At 58.7% G+C, this 18,545-nt stretch carries 19 protein-coding genes, 1 tRNA gene and 1 pseudogene; 12 read left to right on the top strand and 9 right to left on the bottom strand.

The window, feature by feature from the left end; translation table 11 throughout:
• Positions 1-51: 51 nt before the first annotated feature.
• Positions 52-735 carry a response regulator gene (locus BT119_RS13335; RefSeq protein ID WP_072366000.1) on the bottom strand — a complete coding sequence of 228 codons (684 nt, stop codon included), beginning with the start codon at positions 733-735 and terminating at the stop codon, positions 52-54.
• Positions 732-2,123 carry a sensor histidine kinase efflux regulator BaeS gene (gene baeS / locus BT119_RS13330; protein WP_072365998.1) on the bottom strand — a complete coding sequence of 464 codons (1,392 nt, stop codon included), beginning with the start codon at positions 2,121-2,123 and terminating at the stop codon, positions 732-734. The genes BT119_RS13335 and baeS overlap by 4 nt, the downstream gene beginning before the upstream one ends.
• 144 nt (positions 2,124-2,267) lie before the next feature.
• On the opposite strand from baeS, the gene BT119_RS13325 reads away from it, so the two are divergent.
• The 5 genes from BT119_RS13325 (at position 2,268) to BT119_RS13305 (ending at position 10,156) form a co-directional block, all read left to right on the top strand.
• Positions 2,268-3,470, top strand: coding sequence for an efflux RND transporter periplasmic adaptor subunit (locus BT119_RS13325; RefSeq protein WP_072365996.1), 1,203 nt, complete (start codon positions 2,268-2,270; stop codon positions 3,468-3,470).
• A gap of 2 nt (positions 3,471-3,472) precedes the next feature.
• Positions 3,473-6,619: an efflux RND transporter permease subunit gene (locus tag BT119_RS13320; protein WP_072365994.1), complete on the top strand. Its 3,147-nt coding sequence runs from the start codon at positions 3,473-3,475 to the stop codon at positions 6,617-6,619.
• Positions 6,619-8,025: an efflux transporter outer membrane subunit gene (locus BT119_RS13315; RefSeq protein ID WP_072365992.1), complete on the top strand. Its 1,407-nt coding sequence runs from the start codon at positions 6,619-6,621 to the stop codon at positions 8,023-8,025. The genes BT119_RS13320 and BT119_RS13315 overlap by 1 nt, the downstream gene beginning before the upstream one ends.
• A 117-nt stretch (positions 8,026-8,142) precedes the next feature.
• Positions 8,143-9,882 carry a tannase/feruloyl esterase family alpha/beta hydrolase gene (locus BT119_RS13310; protein ID WP_072365990.1) on the top strand — a complete coding sequence of 580 codons (1,740 nt, stop codon included), beginning with the start codon at positions 8,143-8,145 and terminating at the stop codon, positions 9,880-9,882.
• 200 nt (positions 9,883-10,082) lie between these two features.
• Positions 10,083-10,156, top strand: a tRNA-Cys gene (locus BT119_RS13305).
• Between the two features lie 99 nt (positions 10,157-10,255).
• Here BT119_RS13305 and BT119_RS13300 read toward each other — a convergent pair.
• Both BT119_RS13300 and BT119_RS13295 read right to left on the bottom strand, forming a co-directional pair.
• A complete protein-coding gene (locus BT119_RS13300) occupies positions 10,256-11,305 on the bottom strand; it encodes a phage integrase (RefSeq protein WP_072365988.1) in 1,050 nt (349 codons plus the stop codon).
• A gap of 1 nt (position 11,306) precedes the next feature.
• Positions 11,307-11,549 carry a DUF4224 domain-containing protein gene (locus tag BT119_RS13295; protein WP_072365986.1) on the bottom strand — a complete coding sequence of 81 codons (243 nt, stop codon included), beginning with the start codon at positions 11,547-11,549 and terminating at the stop codon, positions 11,307-11,309.
• 113 nt (positions 11,550-11,662) lie between these two features.
• Between BT119_RS13295 and BT119_RS13290 the strand changes: the two genes are divergently transcribed.
• Positions 11,663-11,875, top strand: coding sequence for a hypothetical protein (locus tag BT119_RS13290; protein ID WP_054077488.1), 213 nt, complete (start codon positions 11,663-11,665; stop codon positions 11,873-11,875).
• Here BT119_RS13290 and BT119_RS13285 read toward each other — a convergent pair.
• From BT119_RS13285 to BT119_RS13275, 3 genes are all read right to left on the bottom strand, one after another.
• Positions 11,862-12,179, bottom strand: a complete 318-nt coding sequence (locus BT119_RS13285; protein ID WP_072365984.1) for a hypothetical protein — start codon at positions 12,177-12,179, stop codon at positions 11,862-11,864. The genes BT119_RS13290 and BT119_RS13285 overlap by 14 nt on opposite strands.
• Before the next feature lie 68 nt (positions 12,180-12,247).
• Entirely contained in the window at positions 12,248-13,069 is an 822-nt protein-coding gene (locus BT119_RS27205) for a hypothetical protein (protein WP_072365982.1), read from the bottom strand.
• Positions 13,070-13,102: 33 nt separating this feature from the next.
• Positions 13,103-13,885, bottom strand: a complete 783-nt coding sequence (locus tag BT119_RS13275; protein WP_072365979.1) for a DUF2786 domain-containing protein — start codon at positions 13,883-13,885, stop codon at positions 13,103-13,105.
• Positions 13,886-14,169: 284 nt separating this feature from the next.
• Between BT119_RS13275 and BT119_RS27840 the strand changes: the two are divergent.
• The 5 genes and pseudogenes from BT119_RS27840 to BT119_RS13255 form a co-directional block, all read left to right on the top strand.
• Positions 14,170-14,940, top strand: a pseudogene (locus BT119_RS27840) (MCP four helix bundle domain-containing protein); the annotation flags it as partial.
• Complete coding sequence (locus BT119_RS27835) at positions 14,917-15,798, top strand: methyl-accepting chemotaxis protein (RefSeq protein WP_371857174.1); 882 nt, start codon at positions 14,917-14,919, stop codon at positions 15,796-15,798. The pseudogene BT119_RS27840 and the gene BT119_RS27835, both read left to right, overlap by 24 nt.
• A 219-nt stretch (positions 15,799-16,017) precedes the next feature.
• Entirely contained in the window at positions 16,018-16,206 is a 189-nt protein-coding gene (locus BT119_RS13265; RefSeq protein ID WP_046832831.1) for a hypothetical protein, read from the top strand.
• A gap of 125 nt (positions 16,207-16,331) precedes the next feature.
• Positions 16,332-16,565, top strand: a complete 234-nt coding sequence (locus BT119_RS13260) for a PLD nuclease N-terminal domain-containing protein (protein ID WP_054077494.1) — start codon at positions 16,332-16,334, stop codon at positions 16,563-16,565.
• 250 nt (positions 16,566-16,815) lie between these two features.
• Positions 16,816-17,079: a DUF1652 domain-containing protein gene (locus tag BT119_RS13255; protein WP_057405239.1), complete on the top strand. Its 264-nt coding sequence runs from the start codon at positions 16,816-16,818 to the stop codon at positions 17,077-17,079.
• Between the two features lie 51 nt (positions 17,080-17,130).
• Here BT119_RS13255 and BT119_RS13250 read toward each other — a convergent pair whose 3' ends face one another.
• Positions 17,131-17,301, bottom strand: coding sequence for a hypothetical protein (locus BT119_RS13250; protein WP_371857172.1), 171 nt, complete (start codon positions 17,299-17,301; stop codon positions 17,131-17,133).
• Between BT119_RS13250 and BT119_RS13245 the strand changes: the two genes are divergently transcribed.
• Complete coding sequence (locus tag BT119_RS13245; protein WP_072365975.1) at positions 17,300-17,620, top strand: hypothetical protein; 321 nt, start codon at positions 17,300-17,302, stop codon at positions 17,618-17,620. The two genes, BT119_RS13250 and BT119_RS13245, sit on opposite strands and share 2 nt — an antisense overlap.
• A gap of 104 nt (positions 17,621-17,724) precedes the next feature.
• Here BT119_RS13245 and BT119_RS13240 read toward each other — a convergent pair whose 3' ends face one another.
• A complete protein-coding gene (locus tag BT119_RS13240) occupies positions 17,725-18,537 on the bottom strand; it encodes a YfdQ family protein (protein WP_072365973.1) in 813 nt (270 codons plus the stop codon).
• Positions 18,538-18,545 lie beyond the last annotated feature (8 nt).

Genomic DNA, 18,545 nt, shown 5'->3' with positions numbered 1-18,545 from the left:
TGAGGAACGATCGTCCTGTAACGATCGTACCCACGCTCCGCACAGGACCGGTCACAACTCCAGCTTGTAGCCCACCCCGTACAGCGACTGGATCGGGTCCTGACCCGGGCAGGCCTGCTCCAGTTTGCGGCGCAGGTTGCGGATGTGGCTGTCCACGGTGCGGTCGGTCACTACGCGGTGATCCGAGTAGAGCCTGTCCAGCAAGTGGTCACGGGAGAAGACCCGGCCCGGTGAGCGGGCGAAGGTCGCCAGCAGACGCAGTTCCACCGGGGTCAGGTCCAGGGTGACGCCGTTGAACGAGGCCTGGTAATGCGCTTCGTCCACCTGCAAACCCTTGGGCGTGTGCGGCTCGGTGGAAACGCTCCGACGCAGGATGGCTTTGACGCGAGCGACCATCTCACGGGGGCTGAACGGTTTGCAGATGTAGTCGTCGGCACCGAGGTCCAGGCCCAGCAATCGGTCGATTTCCTCGACGCGTGCGGTGATCATCACAATGGGCACGTCGCTGAAGCTGCGCAGCTCCTTGCAAATGTCCATTCCATCACGCCCAGGCAGCATGATGTCGAGCAGAATCAGTTGTGGCGCGTTCGCTCTGACAGCGGGCACAACGTCCAGCCCGTTACTCAGGCAGTGGGTCGAATACCCGGCCGCGATCAGGTAGTCGCGCATCAGCGACGCCAGCTTGGGCTCGTCTTCGACAATGAGAATCGGTGTTTCAACGCTTGTAGCGGTCATGGGCGCAAGTGTCCGGGCAGGCATAGGGTCAGCCAGAGGCCGCCTGTGGGCGAATGGTCGGCGCTCAGGCTGCCGCCGTGGGCGAGGGCGATGCTGTGACAGATCGCCAACCCCAGACCCGCACCGCCGCTGGCGCGGTTACGTGAGGTTTCACCGCGATAGAAACGTTCGAACAGTCTGGGCAGTTGCTGCGGGTCGACGCCGGGGCCGGAATCCATCACATCGACGCGCACCTCATTACCCAGCAGGGCAGCACGCACGTGCACTGTGCCACCGGCATCGGTGTAGCGCACTGAGTTTTCCAGAAGGTTGCTGATCAATTGCTGCAGGCGTCCCGGATCTGCGTGCACCGGTAGAGCTCCGCCAGCAAGCTCCAGCTGCAAATGTAACTGACGGGCTGCGCAACGCTCTTCGAACATGTCGGTGATATTCGTCAGCAGCGCCGCCAGATCACAGTCGACCTTGCGGTAGGTCAGGGCGCCCACATCCGCCAGGGACAGCTCATACAGATCATCCACCAGCTTGCTGAGCATGCCGACTTCGCCCTGCAAAGACTTCATCGACGCCTGATCCAGTGTGCGCACGCCGTCCTCGATGGCTTCCAGTTCGCCACGCAGGACCGACAGCGGGGTGCGCAGCTCATGGGACACGTCGGCCATGAATTCGCGGCGCATCTTCTCATTGCGCTCCAGGGTGTACGCCAGCTGGTTGAAGTCGCGCGCCAGTTGACCCACCTCGTCGTTCGAGGAAACCGCCACGCGACTGGCGTATTCACCGGCGGCAAGGCGATGGGTTGCCGCAGCCACACGTTTGACCGGATCGAGCAGGGTGCGCGCGATCCACCAGGCAATCAGCACCGCCAGCAGCAGCGACAGCACGCCCATCGCCAGGCTGGCACGCAACTGGTACTGCTGAAAGCGCTCGCCACCGGCTTCGCTGACACTTTGAAAGGGCGTGACCGCCATCCAGCCAACAACTTTGCCGTCGACTTCCACCGGGCGCATGAACTCATCATCATGGACCCCTGGAAAGCCCATCACCAGGTTCTTTTGCGCATCCAGCAGCGCGATCCGGAACACCGCGCCGGTCAGGTCAGAGGTAGGCGGCGTCGCCAGCCCGGGGATGGCGAAATCCTGCGCCGGCTCCGGGCGCATCACTTCGAACCAGCGATCCTTGTTGTCACGCATGAATTCCCAACTGCCTTCGCGCGCATAGGCAGCGGCCAGCCGTGGCAGGACCGGCGACATGCGCTGCATGGCCTGTTCGTTGAGGTAACCCAGAAAGCCGCGGGCAAAGCTCCAGTTCGCGGTCAGGCCCATGATCAGGATGACTGACAGCACGCTGGCCAATACCGCGACAAAGAGTTTGGTGGAGATGCTCGATTTCATGAAGGCTCGGGGTTTCCCTGAAGACGGCGTCCATTTAGGCCTTCGCGACGGCAAGTTTCAAGTCAACGCGGCAATCTTCAATTTTCCTGCACATTTGCCTCGCACTCTGACGTCAGGCTTTCGCCACAACGTCCTGAGGCAATCATGTCGAGCAAGATTTTCGCCAAATACCTGATGACTTTGACCTTTGTCATCTACGCAGCCCTTATCGGTCTTCTGAGCGGTTGTTCAGACGGCAATTCGCCGCCTGCTGCGGAGAAACCGAGCGTGTCGGTGGTCACCGTCAAACCGCGCAGCCAATCGCTGACCACCGAGCTGGCGGGGCGCACCAAAGCGTACATGGTTGCCGAGATACGGCCTCAGGTCAGTGGCATCGTGCAGCAGCGACTGTTCGTCGAAGGCGCCGAAATCAAGGCTGGTCAGCCGTTGTACCAACTCGACAGCGCGACCTATCAGGCGGCTCTGGCAGAGTCGCAGGCCACGCTCGCCAAGTCCCGTGCCACGCTCAAGTCCGCACAGGCCACCGCCAAACGCGATGTGCAACTGGCCAAGATCGATGCCATCAGCCAGCAGGATAAAGAAGACGCCGAGGCCAGCCTGCTGACTGCCGCAGCCGAGGTGAAAGTGGCGGAGGCCGATGTGCAGACCGCACGCATCAATCTGGCCTACACACGGATTACCGCACCTATCAGCGGCCGCATCGAGACCTCGACCGTGACCCCCGGTGCATTGGTGGTGGCCCAGCAGGACACTGCGCTGACCACGGTTCAGCAACTGGACCCGATTTACGTCGACGTTACCCAGTCCACCACCGAGTTGCTGCGTCTCAAGCGCGACCTGGCCAGCGGCAAGCTGCAAACCAACAGCGACGGGGAAGCCCGAATCACCCTCAAGCTGGATGACGGCAGCACCTACAACCAGGAAGGCCGCCTGCAATTCAGCGGCGTAAGCGTCAATGAAGGCACCGGCACGGTGACGCTGCGTGCCAGCTTTGCCAATCCGGAGCGGCTGTTGCTGCCCGGCATGTACGTGGTGGCGGTGCTGGAGCAGGCGCAGGATCAGAATGCGATCCTGATTCCGCAGAAGGCCGTCACCCGCAGTGCCAGTGGCCAGACCACGGTGTTGCTGGTGGTTGACGGCAAGATCGAGCAGCGGGTGATCAGCGTCGACCGCACGGTGGGCAACCAGTGGTGGGTGAGCAGCGGGCTCAAGGCCAATGATCAGGTCGTGGTCGAAGGCGGACAGAAAACCCCGGTAGGCACCGAGGTTACCGTGCAGAGCGCTGACAACGCCGATTCGCCAGCGTCTGGTACTGCGGCCACTACCGCTGCCGTGAAGGAGGGCTGAATATGGCTCGTTTCTTCATCGATCGGCCCATCTTCGCCTGGGTCATTGCCATCTGCATCATGTTTGCAGGTGGGCTGTCCATCAGCCAGCTGCCACTTGAGCAATACCCCAATATCGCGCCGCCGACGGTAAAGATCTCCGCCACTTACACTGGTGCATCGGCCAAGACCGTCGAAGACTCTGTCACGCAGGTCATCGAGCAGCAGATGAAGGGGCTGGACCGGCTGACTTATATGTCCGCCTCCAGCAGCTCTGCGGGCAGTGCGAGCATCAGCCTGACCTTCGCCGCCGGCACCGACCCTGATGTGGCGCAGATGCAGGTGCAGAACAAGCTGCAGCAGGCTGAATCGCGCCTGCCGCAAAGCGTGCAGAGCGAAGGCTTGACGGTGACCAAGGGCAGTTCCGACTTCCTTATGCTGGTCGCCCTGGCCTCCGATAACGAAAGCGTCACCGGCACGCAGATCGGTGATTACATTTCCAGCACGCTGCTCGATCAACTGAGCCGTGTGGATGGCGTCGGCGACGTTCAGACCCTGGGGTCGGGGTACGCGATGCGGATCTGGCTGGACCCGGCGAAGATGGAAAAGTACTCACTGATGCCCTCGGACATCAGCTCGGCCCTGGAGGCGCAGAACACCGAGGTCTCGGCAGGCCAGTTGGGGGCCTTGCCCGCGGTGGAAGGTCAGCAACTGAATGCGACCATCAGTGCCCGCAGCAAGCTGCAGACGCCCGAGCAGTTCGAGAACGTGGTCGTCAAATCTTCCAGTGACGGCGCGGTCGTGCTCTTGCGCGATGTGGCGCGGGTGGAGCTGGGCAGCGAAAGCTATGACATCAACTCGGCGCTCAATGGCAGGCCTGCGGCGGCAATGGGTATTCAGCTGGCGTCAGGCGCAAACGCGCTGAGCGTTGGTGAAGCGATCAAGGCCAAACTCAAGGAGCTCGAACCGTTCTACCCCGCGCAAATGCAACTGAAAACAGTCATTGCCTATGACACCACGCCATTCGTGAGCCTGTCGATCAAGGAGGTGGTGAAGTCGCTGGGTGAGGCGATCGCGCTGGTGGTGCTGATCATGTTTCTGTTCATGCAGAACCTGCGTGCCACGCTGATTCCGGCGATTACCGTGCCGGTGGTGCTGCTGGGCACGTTCGGCGTGCTGGCGCTGTTCGGCTATTCGATCAACACGCTGACCATGTTTGCGATGGTCCTGGCCATCGGCCTGCTGGTAGACGATGCCATTGTGGTGGTGGAAAACGTCGAGCGGGTGATGGGCGAAGAGCACCTGAGCCCGCTGGAGGCGACCCGCAAATCAATGGATGAAATTACCAGCGCGCTGATCGGTATCGCGCTGGTGCTGAGCGCCGTGTTCATTCCGATGGCCTTTTTCAGCGGTTCCACCGGGATTATCTACCGGCAGTTTTCGGTGACCATCGTTTCGGCCATGCTGCTCTCGGTACTGGTTGCAATGACCCTGACGCCAGCGTTGTGCGCAACGATGCTCAAAGCCTCGGATGCGCAACTGCACGCACAGCGCGGTGGCTTTTTCGGCTGGTTCAACCGCATGTTCGACCGCAGCGCTGATCGCTATCAGCGAGGCGTGGGCGGAGTCATCGAACATCGCGGACGGGGCCTGCTGGTATATGCGCTGGTGCTGGTGGTCATGGCGGTGGGTTACGTCAGTCTGCCCACCTCGTTCCTGCCGGATGAAGACCAGGGCGCGCTGATGGCGCAGATCCAGCTGCCGGTGGGCGCTACCGACAGCCGTACGCAGGCGGTGATGCGGCAGTTCGAGGCTTACATGCTCAAACAGCCGGAAGTCGAGGCGTTGATCAGTATTTCCGGGCTGGGGATGGGCGGTAACAGTCAGAACACCGCCAGGGCGTTCATCAAGCTCAAGGACTGGAGCGAGCGTTCCGGCAAGGAGCAGGGCGCAGCGCAGGTGGCACAGCGCGCGACGCTGGCCCTGGCGAGCATCGGTGACGCCAGCGTGTTTGTCATGCAGCCGCCTGCGGTACGTGGCCTGGGGCAGAGTTCGGGGTTCGATGTGCAACTCAAGGACCTCGGCGGAGTGGGGCATGAGGCACTGGTGGCGGCACGCGAGCAGTTTATCGAGCTGGCGAGAAAGGACTCGAGCATGCTGGGCGTGCGCAGCAACGGCCTGGACGACACTCCGCAGCTGAAAGTGACCATCGACGATCGCAAGGCCGGAGCGCTGAGCCTGTCCACCAGCGACATCAACTCGACCCTGTCCACTGCGCTGGGCGGCAGCTACATCAATGACTTCCTCAATCAGGGGCGAGTGAAGAAAGTCTATGTGCAGGGCGAGGCTGCTTCGCGTATGCAATCAGCCGATCTGGACCATTGGTTCGTGCGCAACAGCAATGACGAAATGGTCCCGTTCTCGTCGTTCGCCAGCAGCAGCTGGAGTTATGGTTCGCCGTTGCTGGAGCGTTACAACGGCAGCTCGTCACTTGAATTGGTGGGCGATCCTGCGCCAGGTGTCAGCTCGGGTACCGCGATGGATGCGGTTGAGGCCATCATCAAGCAACTGCCCGAAGGCATCGGGTACGAGTGGACCGGGCAGTCCTATCAACTGCGCCTGTCCGGCTCCCAGGCGCCGATGCTCTATGCCATTTCAGTGCTGTTCGTGTTTCTCTGTCTGGCAGCCTTGTACGAGAGCTGGTCGGTGCCGTTCTCGGTCATGCTCGTGGTACCGCTGGGCGTGGTCGGCGCGGTACTGGCGACACGGATCAGTGGCTTGAGCAATGACGTGTACTTTCAGGTGGGCTTGCTGACCACCGTGGGCCTGGCGGCGAAAAACGCGATTCTGATCGTCGAGTTCGCCAAACATCTTCAGGAACAGGGCAAAAGCCTGCATGAAGCGACCCTTCTTGCCGCCCGGCAACGACTGCGTCCGATTCTGATGACTTCGCTGGCGTTCATGTTCGGTGTGCTGCCGCTGGCCCTCAGCAGCGGTGCCGGCTCGGCTGGGCGTAATGCGATCGGCACGGGCGTACTGGGCGGCATGTTCAGCGCCACCGTGCTGGGGATTTTCCTGGTGCCGCTGTTCTTCGTGGAAGTGCGTCGCCGCTTCAGTCGTTCGTCAGGCACTGCTCCGGCGGCTCAACCCACATCTACAGGTGAAGCATGATGCGTCTTTTCTGGCCTTCGCTGGCTGTCACGGCGCTGCTTGCGGGCTGCGTCAACCTGGCCCCGGATTACCAGCGCCCTGAAGCGCCGGTTTCAAGCCAATGGCTGCCAGCGACGGCTGCCCAACCGGCTGCGTCGGGCAGCGTGCCCACGGATATCGAATGGCAGAATTTTTTCATCGGTAACCGCCTGGTGCGCCTGCAGAACCTGGCGCTGGTGAATAACCGCGACCTGCGCCTGGCCAGCCTCAATGTCGAGAAAGCGCAGGCGCAATATCGCATCGAGCGGGCGGCGAGCCTGCCGACCATTGATGCCAGTGGCAGCGGCACGCATACACGCACGCCGTCATCCACCTCGATGACCGGCAAGTCGTCGATCAGCCACGAGTACAGCGCGCAGTTGGGCTTGAGCAGCTATGAGCTGGATGTGTTCGGGCGTATCCAGAACCTTCAGGACGAAGCGCTTGAGGATTACCTGGCGTTGACCGAAACACGGCGCAGTACGCAAATCAGCCTGATCGCAGAAGTGGCGACCGGCTGGCTGACCCTGGCCGCCGACAACCAGCTTCTGAAACTTGCCGAAGACACGCTGGCCAGTCAGCAGAAAAGCTACGACCTGACCAGAAACAGTCATGCGCTGGGCGGTTCTTCCGGGCTGGAAGTGGCCCAGGCGCAGACAACGGTCGAATCGGCGAGGGGCGATGTGGCGCAATATAAAAGCCAGATTCTTCAGGACCGCAACGCCTTGCGCCTGCTGGTCGGCAGCGATCTGCCGGAGGAGCTGCTGCCCGATGCCGACATGCAGTCGGTGGCGCAATTGGTGCAGGTGCCGGATGGCCTGCCTTCCAGCCTCCTGCAGCGTCGCCCGGACGTGCTGAGTGCCGAACACACACTCAAAGCCGCGAACATTGATATCGGTGCCGCGCGTGCGGCGTTCTTCCCCAGTATCACCCTGACTGCCAGTGCAGGCTCTTCCAGCACCAGCCTGTCAGGTCTGTTCAAGTCCGGAACCGGCGCGTGGAGCTTTGCGCCAAGTATCAGCGTGCCGATTTTCGACGGCGGCGCCAATCGGGCCACGCTTGACTCGGCCAAGATCGAGAACCAGATCCAGCTTCAGACCTATCAGCAGACGATCCAGACCGCATTCAAGGAAGTGGCCGATGCCTTGGCGGTGCGCAGCACGCTGGATGAGCGGCTTGCCGCGCAGCAGGCATACACCGATGCCAGCCGCAGAAGCTACGAACTGGCCGACGCCCTATACCGCGGCGGATCGCAGAGTTATCTGGAGGCGCTCGAGTCGCAACGCTCGCTGTACAGTGCCGAGCAGGACCTGATTTCCCTGCGCCTGACAGAGCAGAGCAACTGCGTCACGCTCTACAAGGTCATGGGCGGCGGATGGAATCGGTGATGGTTTTTTCCACTAGCCTTTGAATAATCGCCAGGCTTGAACGTTTTACCCTTGCCCACAGTGCGGCCATTTGCAGGTTCGCACTGTGGTTTTGATCCTTCATGAACAGGAGTTCTCATGAAACCCTCCCAGCCGAAGTACGCCCACGCCTTGTTGCTGCTGGTCACTTCACTCAGCATTCAGACGCCGGCTCTGGCCCGTATGGCATCCGCGGCGACCGCCGACAATACAGCCCGGCTTGCAGTGGTCAAACCGGTCAGCAGCTGTGCTGCACTGAGCAGCTTGGAACTCAGTGACATCGGCGGGCAGGGCAGTCGTGTGCTGGCGGCCAGTGAATCGACCCGTGATGGTGTTGCGGTGTGTGCCGTGGAAGGCCAGCTGGCGCCGGAGATCAATTTCAGGCTTGAGCTGCCAGCCGGGACCTGGGAGCAGCGCTACCTGCAAGTCGGCTGCGGCGGATTGTGTGGCAACGTCAACTCGACCGTGCGTGCCGCTGATGGCTGCACATCCCTGAATGCCGGCGCCTTTGCGGTGGCCTCCACTGACATGGGCCATCGGGCGGCAGACGAGCATTTTGGCGATGATCCGCAAAAACGCGCCGATTTCGCCCATCGTGGTGTGCACCTCACCGCGCTGGCCTCAAAGAAACTGATCGCCGCGTTCTATGGTCGCAAAGCAGAATACGCCTACTTCAGTGGCTGCTCGGACGGCGGTCGCGAGGCGTTGATCGAAGCACAGCGTTACCCGGACGATTTCGACGGCATCATTGCCGGAGCCCCGGCGCTCAACTTTCAAGTGCAGAAAACCCTGTATCACGGCTGGATGGCGCGCTCCAACCGAGGGGCAGACGGCAAGCCTATCCTGCTCGCCTCACGACTGCCATTGCTGCACAAGGCCGTACTTGACCAATGCGATGTGCTGGACGGACAGATTGACGGCCTGATAGCGGATCCGCGTATCTGCCACTTCGATCCCGCCGCGCTGCAATGCAAGGCGTCGGCCGACCCCGCCACGTGCCTGAGCGCAGAGGAGGTGGCCACGGTCAGACGCTTTTACGAAGGCCCGAAGGACGCTGCCAGTGGTGAGCGACTGACCCTGGGCGGCCCGCAGCCGGGTTCGGAATTGGCTTGGGCCGGCGTGTTCGTGCCGGTTAGCGCCGATCAGACGGTATACAGTGAAAAGGCCGCGCTGGAGGCTATTCGCAACGTCGTGTTCGAGAAGAACCCACCGGCAAGTTTCGATTTGAATGCGCTGAACTTCGACGAGAAAACCTTTGATCAACTGCGCCCGTTGCATGCGCTGTACGACGCCACCAACCCCGATCTCTCGCCATTCGCCAGCCACGGCGGCAAGCTGATCCTGTGGCACGGCTGGGCCGACCCGAACGTCTCACCGCTCAACACCCTGGCGTACCACGAGGCGCTTGAAGCACAGATGGGCAAGAGCCGCACCGAGGCATTCTCGAGGCTGTACATGCTGCCCGGCGTTTATCACTGCGGCGGCGGGGAAGGGCCAAGCCTGGTCGATCTGCTGACGCCGATCATGGCCTGGGTCGAAAAAAGCCGGGCCCCGGACGCCATCGTTGTCCGACAGGCAGGCCCCGACAAGGCCGGCAACAGGCAGAGGCCGCTGGCACAGTCGCTGCCGGCGTCCATGGTCAAGGAAAACGTGGGCAATCGCGGACGTACCCGCAAGGTGTTCCCGTACCCGTTCATGGCCGAGTACGACCACAAGGGCTACGCGAAAAACGCAAACAGCTACCAGCGCGCCCAGCCGCTGACCACGGAAAAAACACCGCAATGGATGGGCAGCGGGTTCTTCAAACCGTATACGCCTCTGGAACGCCAGGCGCAGTAGCGGTTGCACTGGTACAGCGTGGGCGAATTATTTTCTCCTCGTTCTTGACATGGCATGCGAACCAGTACAGAATTGCGTCCATTCCTGAGCGAGGAATTGAAAAAAACCCTTTAGATTCAATGGGTTGGAAGCCAAAGAAATACAGGTTTCCCGCGAAATCAAAACACGTTTGATGTTCAAGTGAAGCATCTTTCGTTTGAGGCCGAGTAGCAAAATGGTTATGCAGCGGATTGCAAATCCGCCTACGCCGGTTCGATTCCGACCTCGGCCTCCACTATTCAAAGCCCCGCAGATTAAAGTCTGCGGGGTTTTTTATTGGCCGCTGGAAAGCGAGGAGTTCCGAAACTTTAAGGGGTGGAGTTCCGAAACTCTCTCATTTTGAGGGCTGCGCGACGGCGCCGATCCGGCGGTAAACGCGCTTCGTTATCTCCTGTTTGGAGTGGCCCAGCAACAGGCTGGCGTCTGCGATATCGGAGATCTCGGACGCGGCTTTCGGCCTGATATCCTTGAATTGGAATTCCCTTATTTTCTCTGCATCGTCAGCCCTGCCATTGGCAACGGCAGAAAGGCGCGCTGCTTCCCGAGCTTCATCCCATCGGTTACGCAGCATCTGCTGAGAAACGCGCATGCCGGTCCTGCTCAAAATGAAGTGATGGGATACGTGCTTCGCGTTTCTGAGCATTATTGCGCCTATCAGCAGGCCCAGGCTGTTTGGAACGCCGCTGTTCTGCATCTGAATGCGCAGACGCTTCCCGGTCTTTCCTTGCTGGACATTGAGGTAGTCGCCCTCAATATCGCCTCGGTTCATCGCGATAACGTCAGCAGGGCGCTGACCGGTTAGGTAAGCCAGGTCCATCGCATCCTTTAGCTCCTGCGGGGCTTGCCCGTACACAGCAGCCCAGACCATGTCATTCGCGTAATAATCGCGCACCTTTTCCTTGTTCTTGCGCACCCCGGCGCAGGGGTTCTCGCGATCTGTGAATCCCCATTCACGCGCCATGTTGTAAACATGAGATAGCAGCGCAATTTCTCGGTTTGCTCTGGTCTTGGCCGTCCGCGCGTCTCGATACTGGGCGACCATTGACGGGGTGATCGCGTCAATCGGCGCACTCTCGAAACCCTTACGCAGGTGTTTCAATTCAGCCTTGTTGTCTTTCTGTGTTCGCGCAGCTTTCTTCGGGATTATGTCCCGCTCGTACCGGTCAAAAATTCCCTTCATGATCTTCAAGTCATCTGGCTTGGCCTTTGCTTCCAGCTCAGCCCATTTCAGTCTCGCCTTATCCAAGTCGCCGCCCAACGGCAGCTCTTTTCCGTTAGCGTCCCGATAGTAGTAACCCACCCAGACAGTTCCGTTTTTGCGGGGGCGCTTGCGCCGTACCATCCCTGGCGGTAAATCCCTGTTCTCAGTATTCCGGGGGCGCATTTCAGTTCACTCTGGAAAAGTCCGGTGTCCAAGCTGGGCGCGCCGGGGGAGGGTTGTGGTCACCGGCAGGCGCCGGTGCCATGCCGAGTTTCATGCGTGCGAACATCCGACCTACCAGAGGTCGCCCGCCACGGCTTTCTACAAAAATCCAATTGCGGTCGTTGAGCCATTTTCGCTGATGCGCTCTGTGTTTGTAGCCGGTCAGGTCGGCCAACTCTTGGTCTGTAAGTATTTCTGCTTCCACGGTAAAGGCTCCAAGCCGCGCTGGGCGGCGGAATGGGTGATCAGGCAAGTTCTGCAGTTCACTGCTATGGTCCACGCAGCCAGCAGGAGCTGGTGCAGCACCAAGGAGAGGTCATGGAATGCACCACAGCCACGAACGAGGTTTACGGGCCGTATAACGCCAAGCTGGGTAGGCGCGGCGCTGACGGCAACATATGGTCGGGCAGGACCGTCATTTTCAGAATCATCGATGACCGGGTCTACTCAATGCACGAGCAGTACCTGGGCAGGCTCAAGTACGGCATGGCGATGACTGACAGGGGAGAGCTGATCTTTATGGTGCGGTAGGCTCACGTCTTGCCCACTGCACATATGGGCCATCTTCGGTATCGAAAATTCCGAGCAGGAACCAGTCGTAGGCCGGTGGTTTTTCAGGCTCCCAGCCGAGGCAGTTGGCTGCTTCTTCCTCCCAGTAGGGGTGCGACTCAAGGTCGGAGTCCATGTGCCAGCCGACCACCATCAGATGCTGACCATCAAGCCAGGCTTTGTAGGCGGCATGGTCTTCATCGAAATCAGGAATGTCTGGGTGATACCAGTAGCCGTCCTCGTCGCGAGTGACTTCGACGGGGCCTATCAACTTTTCTTTGGGCATGACTTCGTCCTTGCCGCACACGCGGCTGACATTGAATTGATTGAGAGGGGGTGGTTACTGCGGGGTGTTCAGCTTTCTTTTGAGCCTGGCCGGACGCCGTCACCGTTTACGTCTTCGCAAAGTTGAGCATCGCACTCCGGGCAGTCGGTGAGCCCGCAATTCTCTGCCTCCTGACACTGCTTGCATCCTGGAGTGGGTCCGTACTCGACAGGACCGTCCTCCACTGGCGTGGACTGGGCAGCGTCAAACATCGGCTTGTACTCAAACCCCTGCGCTTCCCATTCCTCGACAACGTCCCACTCTTGAGTGAAATGGTTTATCGCGTTGCCGCGAGTCTGCACCCAGCCATAAGGCTCATGGTTTTCCTGTTTACCGCAATTCGTACAGTGCAGATTGAATTCGCCGTCGTCAGTCCATTCGTGATCGCATTCCAGCTCATCACACCGCTCCTTGAACTGGTCGCGCTCTTTTTCAGTTCCGGTTAACTCATTGCGAAGTCGTTCGATCTTTTTGATGGCGTTGTCACGGTAAGTCGTAACCTCGCGCACGTTGTCTTTAAGCCGCTCAGTCTCGGCCTGTAGCGGGGCGAGGTGGGCGCTGATCCGGCTAACGGCGCGATCAATTCCCGCTTGGATAAACGGTGGTGGCGGCTCGCTTGCCGGAGGGCTCGTGCTCGTCACTGCCGCTATCATGCCCATCAACGCTTCGGTCACGATCCGTTGCAGATCGAGACCAGCCGGAACGCCGTCTAGTGCTGGCGGTTGAGGGGCTGCTGCGAATGCTGCATACCAGCACTGGAGTGCGCCGTTACCTTTCTTGCGCTCGGTCGTTATTGCGTCCAGCATTTCCTGCGTGGGCTCAATCGACAACACCTTGCATTCGTTGCTCATGATCTTTCCCCTGTGTATATGGGTAGTCCTAGGTCAGGCGCTGGCAGATAGGGCGGGTGCATGCTCGGCGCCATTGGCCAAGCCTGCATGCAAGTCGACCTTGGTGCCGGCCAGCATTCCGGCGATCTGGGCGTTGAGGTCGAGCTCTGCCTCTCTGACCTTCCTGGCTTTGCCGATCTGCTTGTCTGCGAGGTAGCTCTCGATGAGCGCTTGGTGCTGGGCTTCTACTGCTACCAGCCCCTGTCCTGCGCTTTGGTGTTCTGGTGCTGTCGGTTCTTCACCACGCGGCACAAGCTCTTGCAACTTGCTCTCAACCGCGAACACCCAGGCAATAGCGAAGTGATCGCCGGCAGTGGGGGCGGAATAGCAGCTCCGGTACTTGCCGGCACGCACCCCGGAAACGTATGCGTTCCGAGCCTGCGTCAGCTTCGCAAGAAGAGTTTCGTAGGCGTAGAGAGCGATGTGCTGGGCAGGGCTCACCCCCACAAACTTCGCACGCTCGACGCGATTCTTTTTGGTCTCGCACCAATGGGTGTAACGCAGGGCTTTGACGTTGAACACCTTGGCCACAACGGCGCTCAGTTGTTGGTCCCATAACGGGCGGCGCGCAGCGCGCGACATCGAGGATTGAGCCTCGCCAACGTCGCTGACCTTCACGTCCGTTTCGCTGAGGTGGTATTCACGCATAAGGGCCTGCGCCTGGCGCATCGCTGTGGCCGCTTCGTTCTCGTTCGAGCTTTGCGAAAGCGCCAGACAATGCTTGATCTTGCGGATAGCCCGCTCGAGCTTTTTCGGGTCAATGGTATTTTCGGACATAGTTCATCCTCGCCGGGGTGGCGTGAGTGGTGGAAGTAGGGTTCGGATGGAGTTGACTTGCTGTCTATCAGACCAAAACACCTTTGCTCAATTGACGTAATGGTGCGGAGCGTGGGATGAATCGATGAATTTAGGGCCTTTTGATTAGGGGACACATACAGTTACAACAGCCTTGCCTCTTTAAACCCTTTGTTTGCAGGGCTTTCCGTCTGCACCCGACGAACGGCGGTCGTGGTGAACGTCAGGTTTGACGACATAGGGGAACATGACCTGGAGTTCTCGATATGATGCTGCGTAAACTTAATCTTGCCCCCCGATCCGCTGTCTGTTTTGGATTGTTCTGTCTGATGATTCTTGCATTGGGAATTATCTCGCTTAGGCAGGTATCAAGCTTGAATGCTTCAGAGAAGTTTGTTGAAACGAACGTGGTACCAAGCATCTCGCTCGTGGGATCGATGGACCGTGAGTTCGTGAGTATCAGAGGTAGCAATTCCAGACTGCGCAATCCTATTGAACCTGCTGATCGCAAAGCCGCTGCATTGGAAGATGTCAAAAAATCAAAACAGGCAGTACAGGATTTAATTTCGAAACTGCAACCACTAATAGTGACACCAAAGGGCAAGCAAATTTTCGGCGAACTATCCCAAGCCTATTCTGAATACCAAGTCCTTCAAGACCAATATTTGGTCCTGATCGCTGCAGGAAATGTTGACGACGCCGTTAAGCTATCCAGCGGGGCAATGAAGCAGTCTGCTGATGCCGTAGAACGCCTCATGAAGAGCCTAATTGAGCTGAACAACGCTAAAGCGAAAAAGGCTGGCGATGAAGCTACGGCTATTTATGCGGATACGAAGCTGATTGTTGGAGGTTTCATCGCAGCGAGCACGCTTGCAGCAATCGTTCTTGCTCTGATGTACACGCGCAGCATCACACACCCAATTAGCCAGTCGTTGACCATCGCCGAACGCATTGCCAAGAATGATTTGACCGAAGTCATTGAGCCTCAAGGACATGATGAAGTCGCTCGGCTCATGATGGCTTTGCAAGCGATGCAAGGCGGGCTGCGTAACACGCTTTCCTCCATCTCCGATTCTTCCAATCAGCTCGCTTCAACGGCTGAAGAAATGCATGCGGTTACAGAGGACGCAAATAAAGGAATGCTGCGGCAGAACAATGAAGTCGAGATGGCCGCAACGGCTGTAACCGAAATGAGCGCTGCCGTTGAAGAAGTCGCTCGAAATGCTTCGGCAGCATCTGAGGCTGCTACTCGTTCAAACTCTTCAGCAGTGTCTGGGCGCGCACGTGTAGATCAAACCGTCGAGGCTATCAGTTTGATGGTTGGTAGCGTCGAAGACGCTACCAAGGAAGTGCAAGGGCTCGCCGTTATGGCTGCTGATATCAGTAAGGTCCTGGACGTTATTCGCGCAATCGCTGAACAGACCAATCTCCTTGCACTCAACGCCGCAATCGAAGCTGCTCGAGCCGGTGAGGCTGGTCGGGGATTCGCGGTGGTGGCGGACGAGGTGAGAGCGTTGGCCCATCGTACCCAGCAGTCGACGAGCGAGATTGAACAGATGATCAGCTCGATACAGAAGGGTACTGGAGCTGCTGTGTCCGCGATGAGCCACACGAACGCCCAAGCTCAAAAAACCCTCGATACTGCCCATGGTGCCGGATCTGCGTTGGTCGAAATCACCGAGTCGATCGACAACATCACAGAGCGGAATGTTCTGATTGCAACGGCCTCGGAGGAGCAGGCCCAAGTTGCCAGAGAGGTGGATCGCAGCTTGGTAAGCATTCGCGACCTCTCTAACCAGGCATCCGACGGGTCAAGTCAGACAGCAATCGCGACATCTGAATTGACCAAGCTTGCTGTCGAACTGAATAGGCTTGTCAGCCAGTTCCGCATGTAGGTCTGAGTTCGAACCAAACCACTCGGCTGCGCTAGCTCGCAGTGATGAGTGAGCCGTTGACACATGTGTGCACCCTGTCGTCTGGCAGCGTGCACATCATGTCGATGCAGTCGCCTACCAGTATCTGGTGGAGCTGGCTCATAAGCTATTCCAAAGGGTGGCGTGAGTCGTTGAAGTGGGGTATGAAAGGTTTTCCAGATAGACAGGCAGGGCGTTGATATGACTTTGAACAGTGATATAGAAGCGCTTGAGGCAATAGCGGAAGAGGCTGAGGAGCTGTTAACCAGGCTGGAGCTATTGGAAGGTCATCAAAAGTCGGAGCTACTCGCCGGCATTCGGCAAATAATCGCGATGGCGCGCTACCGCAAAGCGCCGGGCAGGGCAGAAGGCGTTCATCCCGACATGTGAGGATGGAGAAGAGTACAAAAGCGTTCAAAAAAACTTTGATTCGTCTCTGGACCCTCTATCACTTCAACTGAACCCTCACGGCCAGCGGCTGCCAACCATGAACATCAATATTTGGAGCACATGTCATGGAAGCCATAATCAGCCTACTCTGGTTGCCGTTCTCACTACTCATCCTGTTCGCGAACATTGTCGTGATCATCGGCATTTGTAGGAGCCAGAGAAGTGTGGGAGAGAAGGCGGCTTGGAGCATAGGCATCATGCTATTCCCAGTTCTGGGTCTGATCGTCTGGGGTGTAGCAGGGCCGCGCGGTATAAAGCCGGGCACCGGGCCATCTTCGGATCAGCACAGCAAAGGGTAAAAGGAACTGCAGACATCACACCGTCACTTGCTCGCCGGTTTACGTCGTTGAGGGCGTCACGGCGTACGCTCGTGCGGTGCTGAAATTCCCGCCGCTGCTATCACGGCTCATGTCTTTTTGGTCTTGGTCCCCGGACCGGTGTGGGTCACATGAAGCTTGCTGCGTTGCAGGGATCAAATTTTGGGAACTAGTGATAATCGATCTGACCTAAACTTTACGGTGCCTTAATACCGGAAAAGGAGGTGGAGGTATGGTTTCTAGTCTGGAATTACGGCATATCATTGAATCGGCTTTTCTGCCCATGAAGTGCGTCTGTACGATTGAGCCGGACGGTTCAATTTTCATTCAGATCTTCGACCAAAGCACAGGTAAGGAGGAGTTGACGGTTACGGGAATTGCCCCGTCATGTCTTGGCTCGAGCCGCGCGATTGCGTCTTTGGTCACGGAGCTAAAAGAAGATATGCGCCGTCGTAGCCTTGCACCCGAGCGCTGGAATAAAGCGCACAAGGCTTAGAAAACTGAAGCCCGCGTTTTGGCTCGCGCGCCTCAGTATGGGGTGGCGTGCTTACCCGGTACGCGGCGCAGTCTTCGACGTTCTGACCGCCCAGCTTTTGCCCCTGAAGCGAATGCCGTAGGGCGGGTCAGTGACAACGCTGTCTACGGAATCGACGGGCAGGCTGCGCATCACCTCCAGGCAGTCGCCCAGGTGCAGTTCATATTCCGTGGGTGGCTCCATGCATGCGCCGCCCTCCGTGTGCGGTGGTGGCAAATCGGTTGGGGATGCGGTATTACGGGTGACCGGCATGGAGCCGGATCAAAAGGAGTTGCAGGTGTCGAATGAAAACAAGCGAGAAGTCGCTCTAGAGCAGGCAGCAGTTGCGCTACTTAGCGAGATGGCTAAGCATGGAATCGACCTATCTCGATTAGGAGGCTTGGCAAAATCCGGGATTATGGGAAACGCGATGTACACATGGGTATCCGATACTGAGATCAAATCCCAAGCGTGCGAAGCTATCGACTATCTGATAGGGCGAGTCGAAATAAAGCAGGGCTGATAACTTCATTCCCCGGATATTGCCGAATCATCAGCAAACTTTTGCGTCGCAACTCCAGTGCCACGATTAGGATACGGTTTTCGTGGCGCTGGGGGATTCATCTTTTAGGCTGAAAAGCTACCCAGCGCCAGCTGCGCAGCATCGCCCACCTTCGCTTCCAGCACCGACTTGAACTCTTGCGCAATCTCTTCGCGCTGCACGTCCTCGCCGACCCAGCGCAGCTTCAGCACCGGCTGTGCGCCGCTGGTGATGACCGAGATTCGCAGGATGATTTCTCGCAGTTGCAGGCCTTCAAACGGAATAGCCGAGAAGATCAGCGACGTGGGTAAGGTTTCCTTGCTGATCGCCTCGATGGCATCCATTGCGCTGCGGCTGGCGCGTGTCTCGCTGACGGTGTGATCGCTTTCCGACGATGCCTTGACCGTGATCGTGCGCACGGCGGCGATGGCTTTGGCCAGCGGGATGTTCTGCAGTTCATCGCCGACCGCCGACAGGGTGCTGTGCCAGTCTTCAATCCAGTCGCTCATATCCTTCTGCGACATGGACCGGCCACTGATCGCCTGCACGGCCTGATAGGCAGCGGTGGGCTTGAGCTTCAGCACAGCGCGATCATCTGCGTGGCCTGGCACTTCTTCGTTGCCCAGGTTGAACAGCACCGAACAGGTCATTTCGTCCTGATTGATGAAGCCCTTTGCGTCGGCGACTGCGCGGTTGGAAACGTATTTGGCGAAGTCCGCCAGGGCGTTGGTGGAGAACGTGCCCCGGAAGCGACTTCGGCCTGCGCCGAATTGCTCAAGGTTCACGACCTTCGCGCCTTCCGGCAGCACGATGGTTGGCGTGACGGTGTTCAGCTCTTTGCCTTCCGCGATCAGCGCGGTATCAGTGATCAGTTGAATTGCTTCTTTCGTGAGGGACATTTGTCAGC

Source organism: Pseudomonas sp. NFACC10-1, from assembly GCF_900119195.1.
Classification (GTDB): Bacteria; Pseudomonadota; Gammaproteobacteria; order Pseudomonadales; family Pseudomonadaceae; genus Aquipseudomonas; species Aquipseudomonas cerasi.
Note: the sequence above shows the minus strand (reverse complement) of the source record. Positions and strands in the feature narration are given on the sequence as shown.

What these genes read in the sequence shown, in the direction of transcription:
- BT119_RS13335 (WP_072366000.1), bottom strand. Translation starts at nt 735, where the DNA reads ATGACCGCTACAAGCGTTGAAACACCGATTCTCATTGTCGAAGACGAG.
- baeS (WP_072365998.1), bottom strand. Translation starts at nt 2,123, where the DNA reads ATGAAATCGAGCATCTCCACCAAACTCTTTGTCGCGGTATTGGCCAGC.
- BT119_RS13325 (WP_072365996.1), top strand. Translation starts at nt 2,268, where the DNA reads ATGTCGAGCAAGATTTTCGCCAAATACCTGATGACTTTGACCTTTGTC.
- BT119_RS13320 (WP_072365994.1), top strand. Translation starts at nt 3,473, where the DNA reads ATGGCTCGTTTCTTCATCGATCGGCCCATCTTCGCCTGGGTCATTGCC.
- BT119_RS13315 (WP_072365992.1), top strand. Translation starts at nt 6,619, where the DNA reads ATGCGTCTTTTCTGGCCTTCGCTGGCTGTCACGGCGCTGCTTGCGGGC.
- BT119_RS13310 (WP_072365990.1), top strand. Translation starts at nt 8,143, where the DNA reads ATGAAACCCTCCCAGCCGAAGTACGCCCACGCCTTGTTGCTGCTGGTC.
- BT119_RS13300 (WP_072365988.1), bottom strand. Translation starts at nt 11,305, where the DNA reads ATGCGCCCCCGGAATACTGAGAACAGGGATTTACCGCCAGGGATGGTA.
- BT119_RS13290 (WP_054077488.1), top strand. Translation starts at nt 11,663, where the DNA reads ATGGAATGCACCACAGCCACGAACGAGGTTTACGGGCCGTATAACGCC.
- BT119_RS13285 (WP_072365984.1), bottom strand. Translation starts at nt 12,179, where the DNA reads ATGCCCAAAGAAAAGTTGATAGGCCCCGTCGAAGTCACTCGCGACGAG.
- BT119_RS27205 (WP_072365982.1), bottom strand. Translation starts at nt 13,069, where the DNA reads ATGAGCAACGAATGCAAGGTGTTGTCGATTGAGCCCACGCAGGAAATG.
- BT119_RS13275 (WP_072365979.1), bottom strand. Translation starts at nt 13,885, where the DNA reads ATGTCCGAAAATACCATTGACCCGAAAAAGCTCGAGCGGGCTATCCGC.
- BT119_RS27835 (WP_371857174.1), top strand. Translation starts at nt 14,917, where the DNA reads ATGATGGCTTTGCAAGCGATGCAAGGCGGGCTGCGTAACACGCTTTCC.
- BT119_RS13265 (WP_046832831.1), top strand. Translation starts at nt 16,018, where the DNA reads ATGACTTTGAACAGTGATATAGAAGCGCTTGAGGCAATAGCGGAAGAG.
- BT119_RS13260 (WP_054077494.1), top strand. Translation starts at nt 16,332, where the DNA reads ATGGAAGCCATAATCAGCCTACTCTGGTTGCCGTTCTCACTACTCATC.
- BT119_RS13255 (WP_057405239.1), top strand. Translation starts at nt 16,816, where the DNA reads ATGGTTTCTAGTCTGGAATTACGGCATATCATTGAATCGGCTTTTCTG.
- BT119_RS13245 (WP_072365975.1), top strand. Translation starts at nt 17,300, where the DNA reads ATGCATGCGCCGCCCTCCGTGTGCGGTGGTGGCAAATCGGTTGGGGAT.
- BT119_RS13250 (WP_371857172.1), bottom strand. Translation starts at nt 17,301, where the DNA reads ATGGAGCCACCCACGGAATATGAACTGCACCTGGGCGACTGCCTGGAG.
- BT119_RS13240 (WP_072365973.1), bottom strand. Translation starts at nt 18,537, where the DNA reads ATGTCCCTCACGAAAGAAGCAATTCAACTGATCACTGATACCGCGCTG.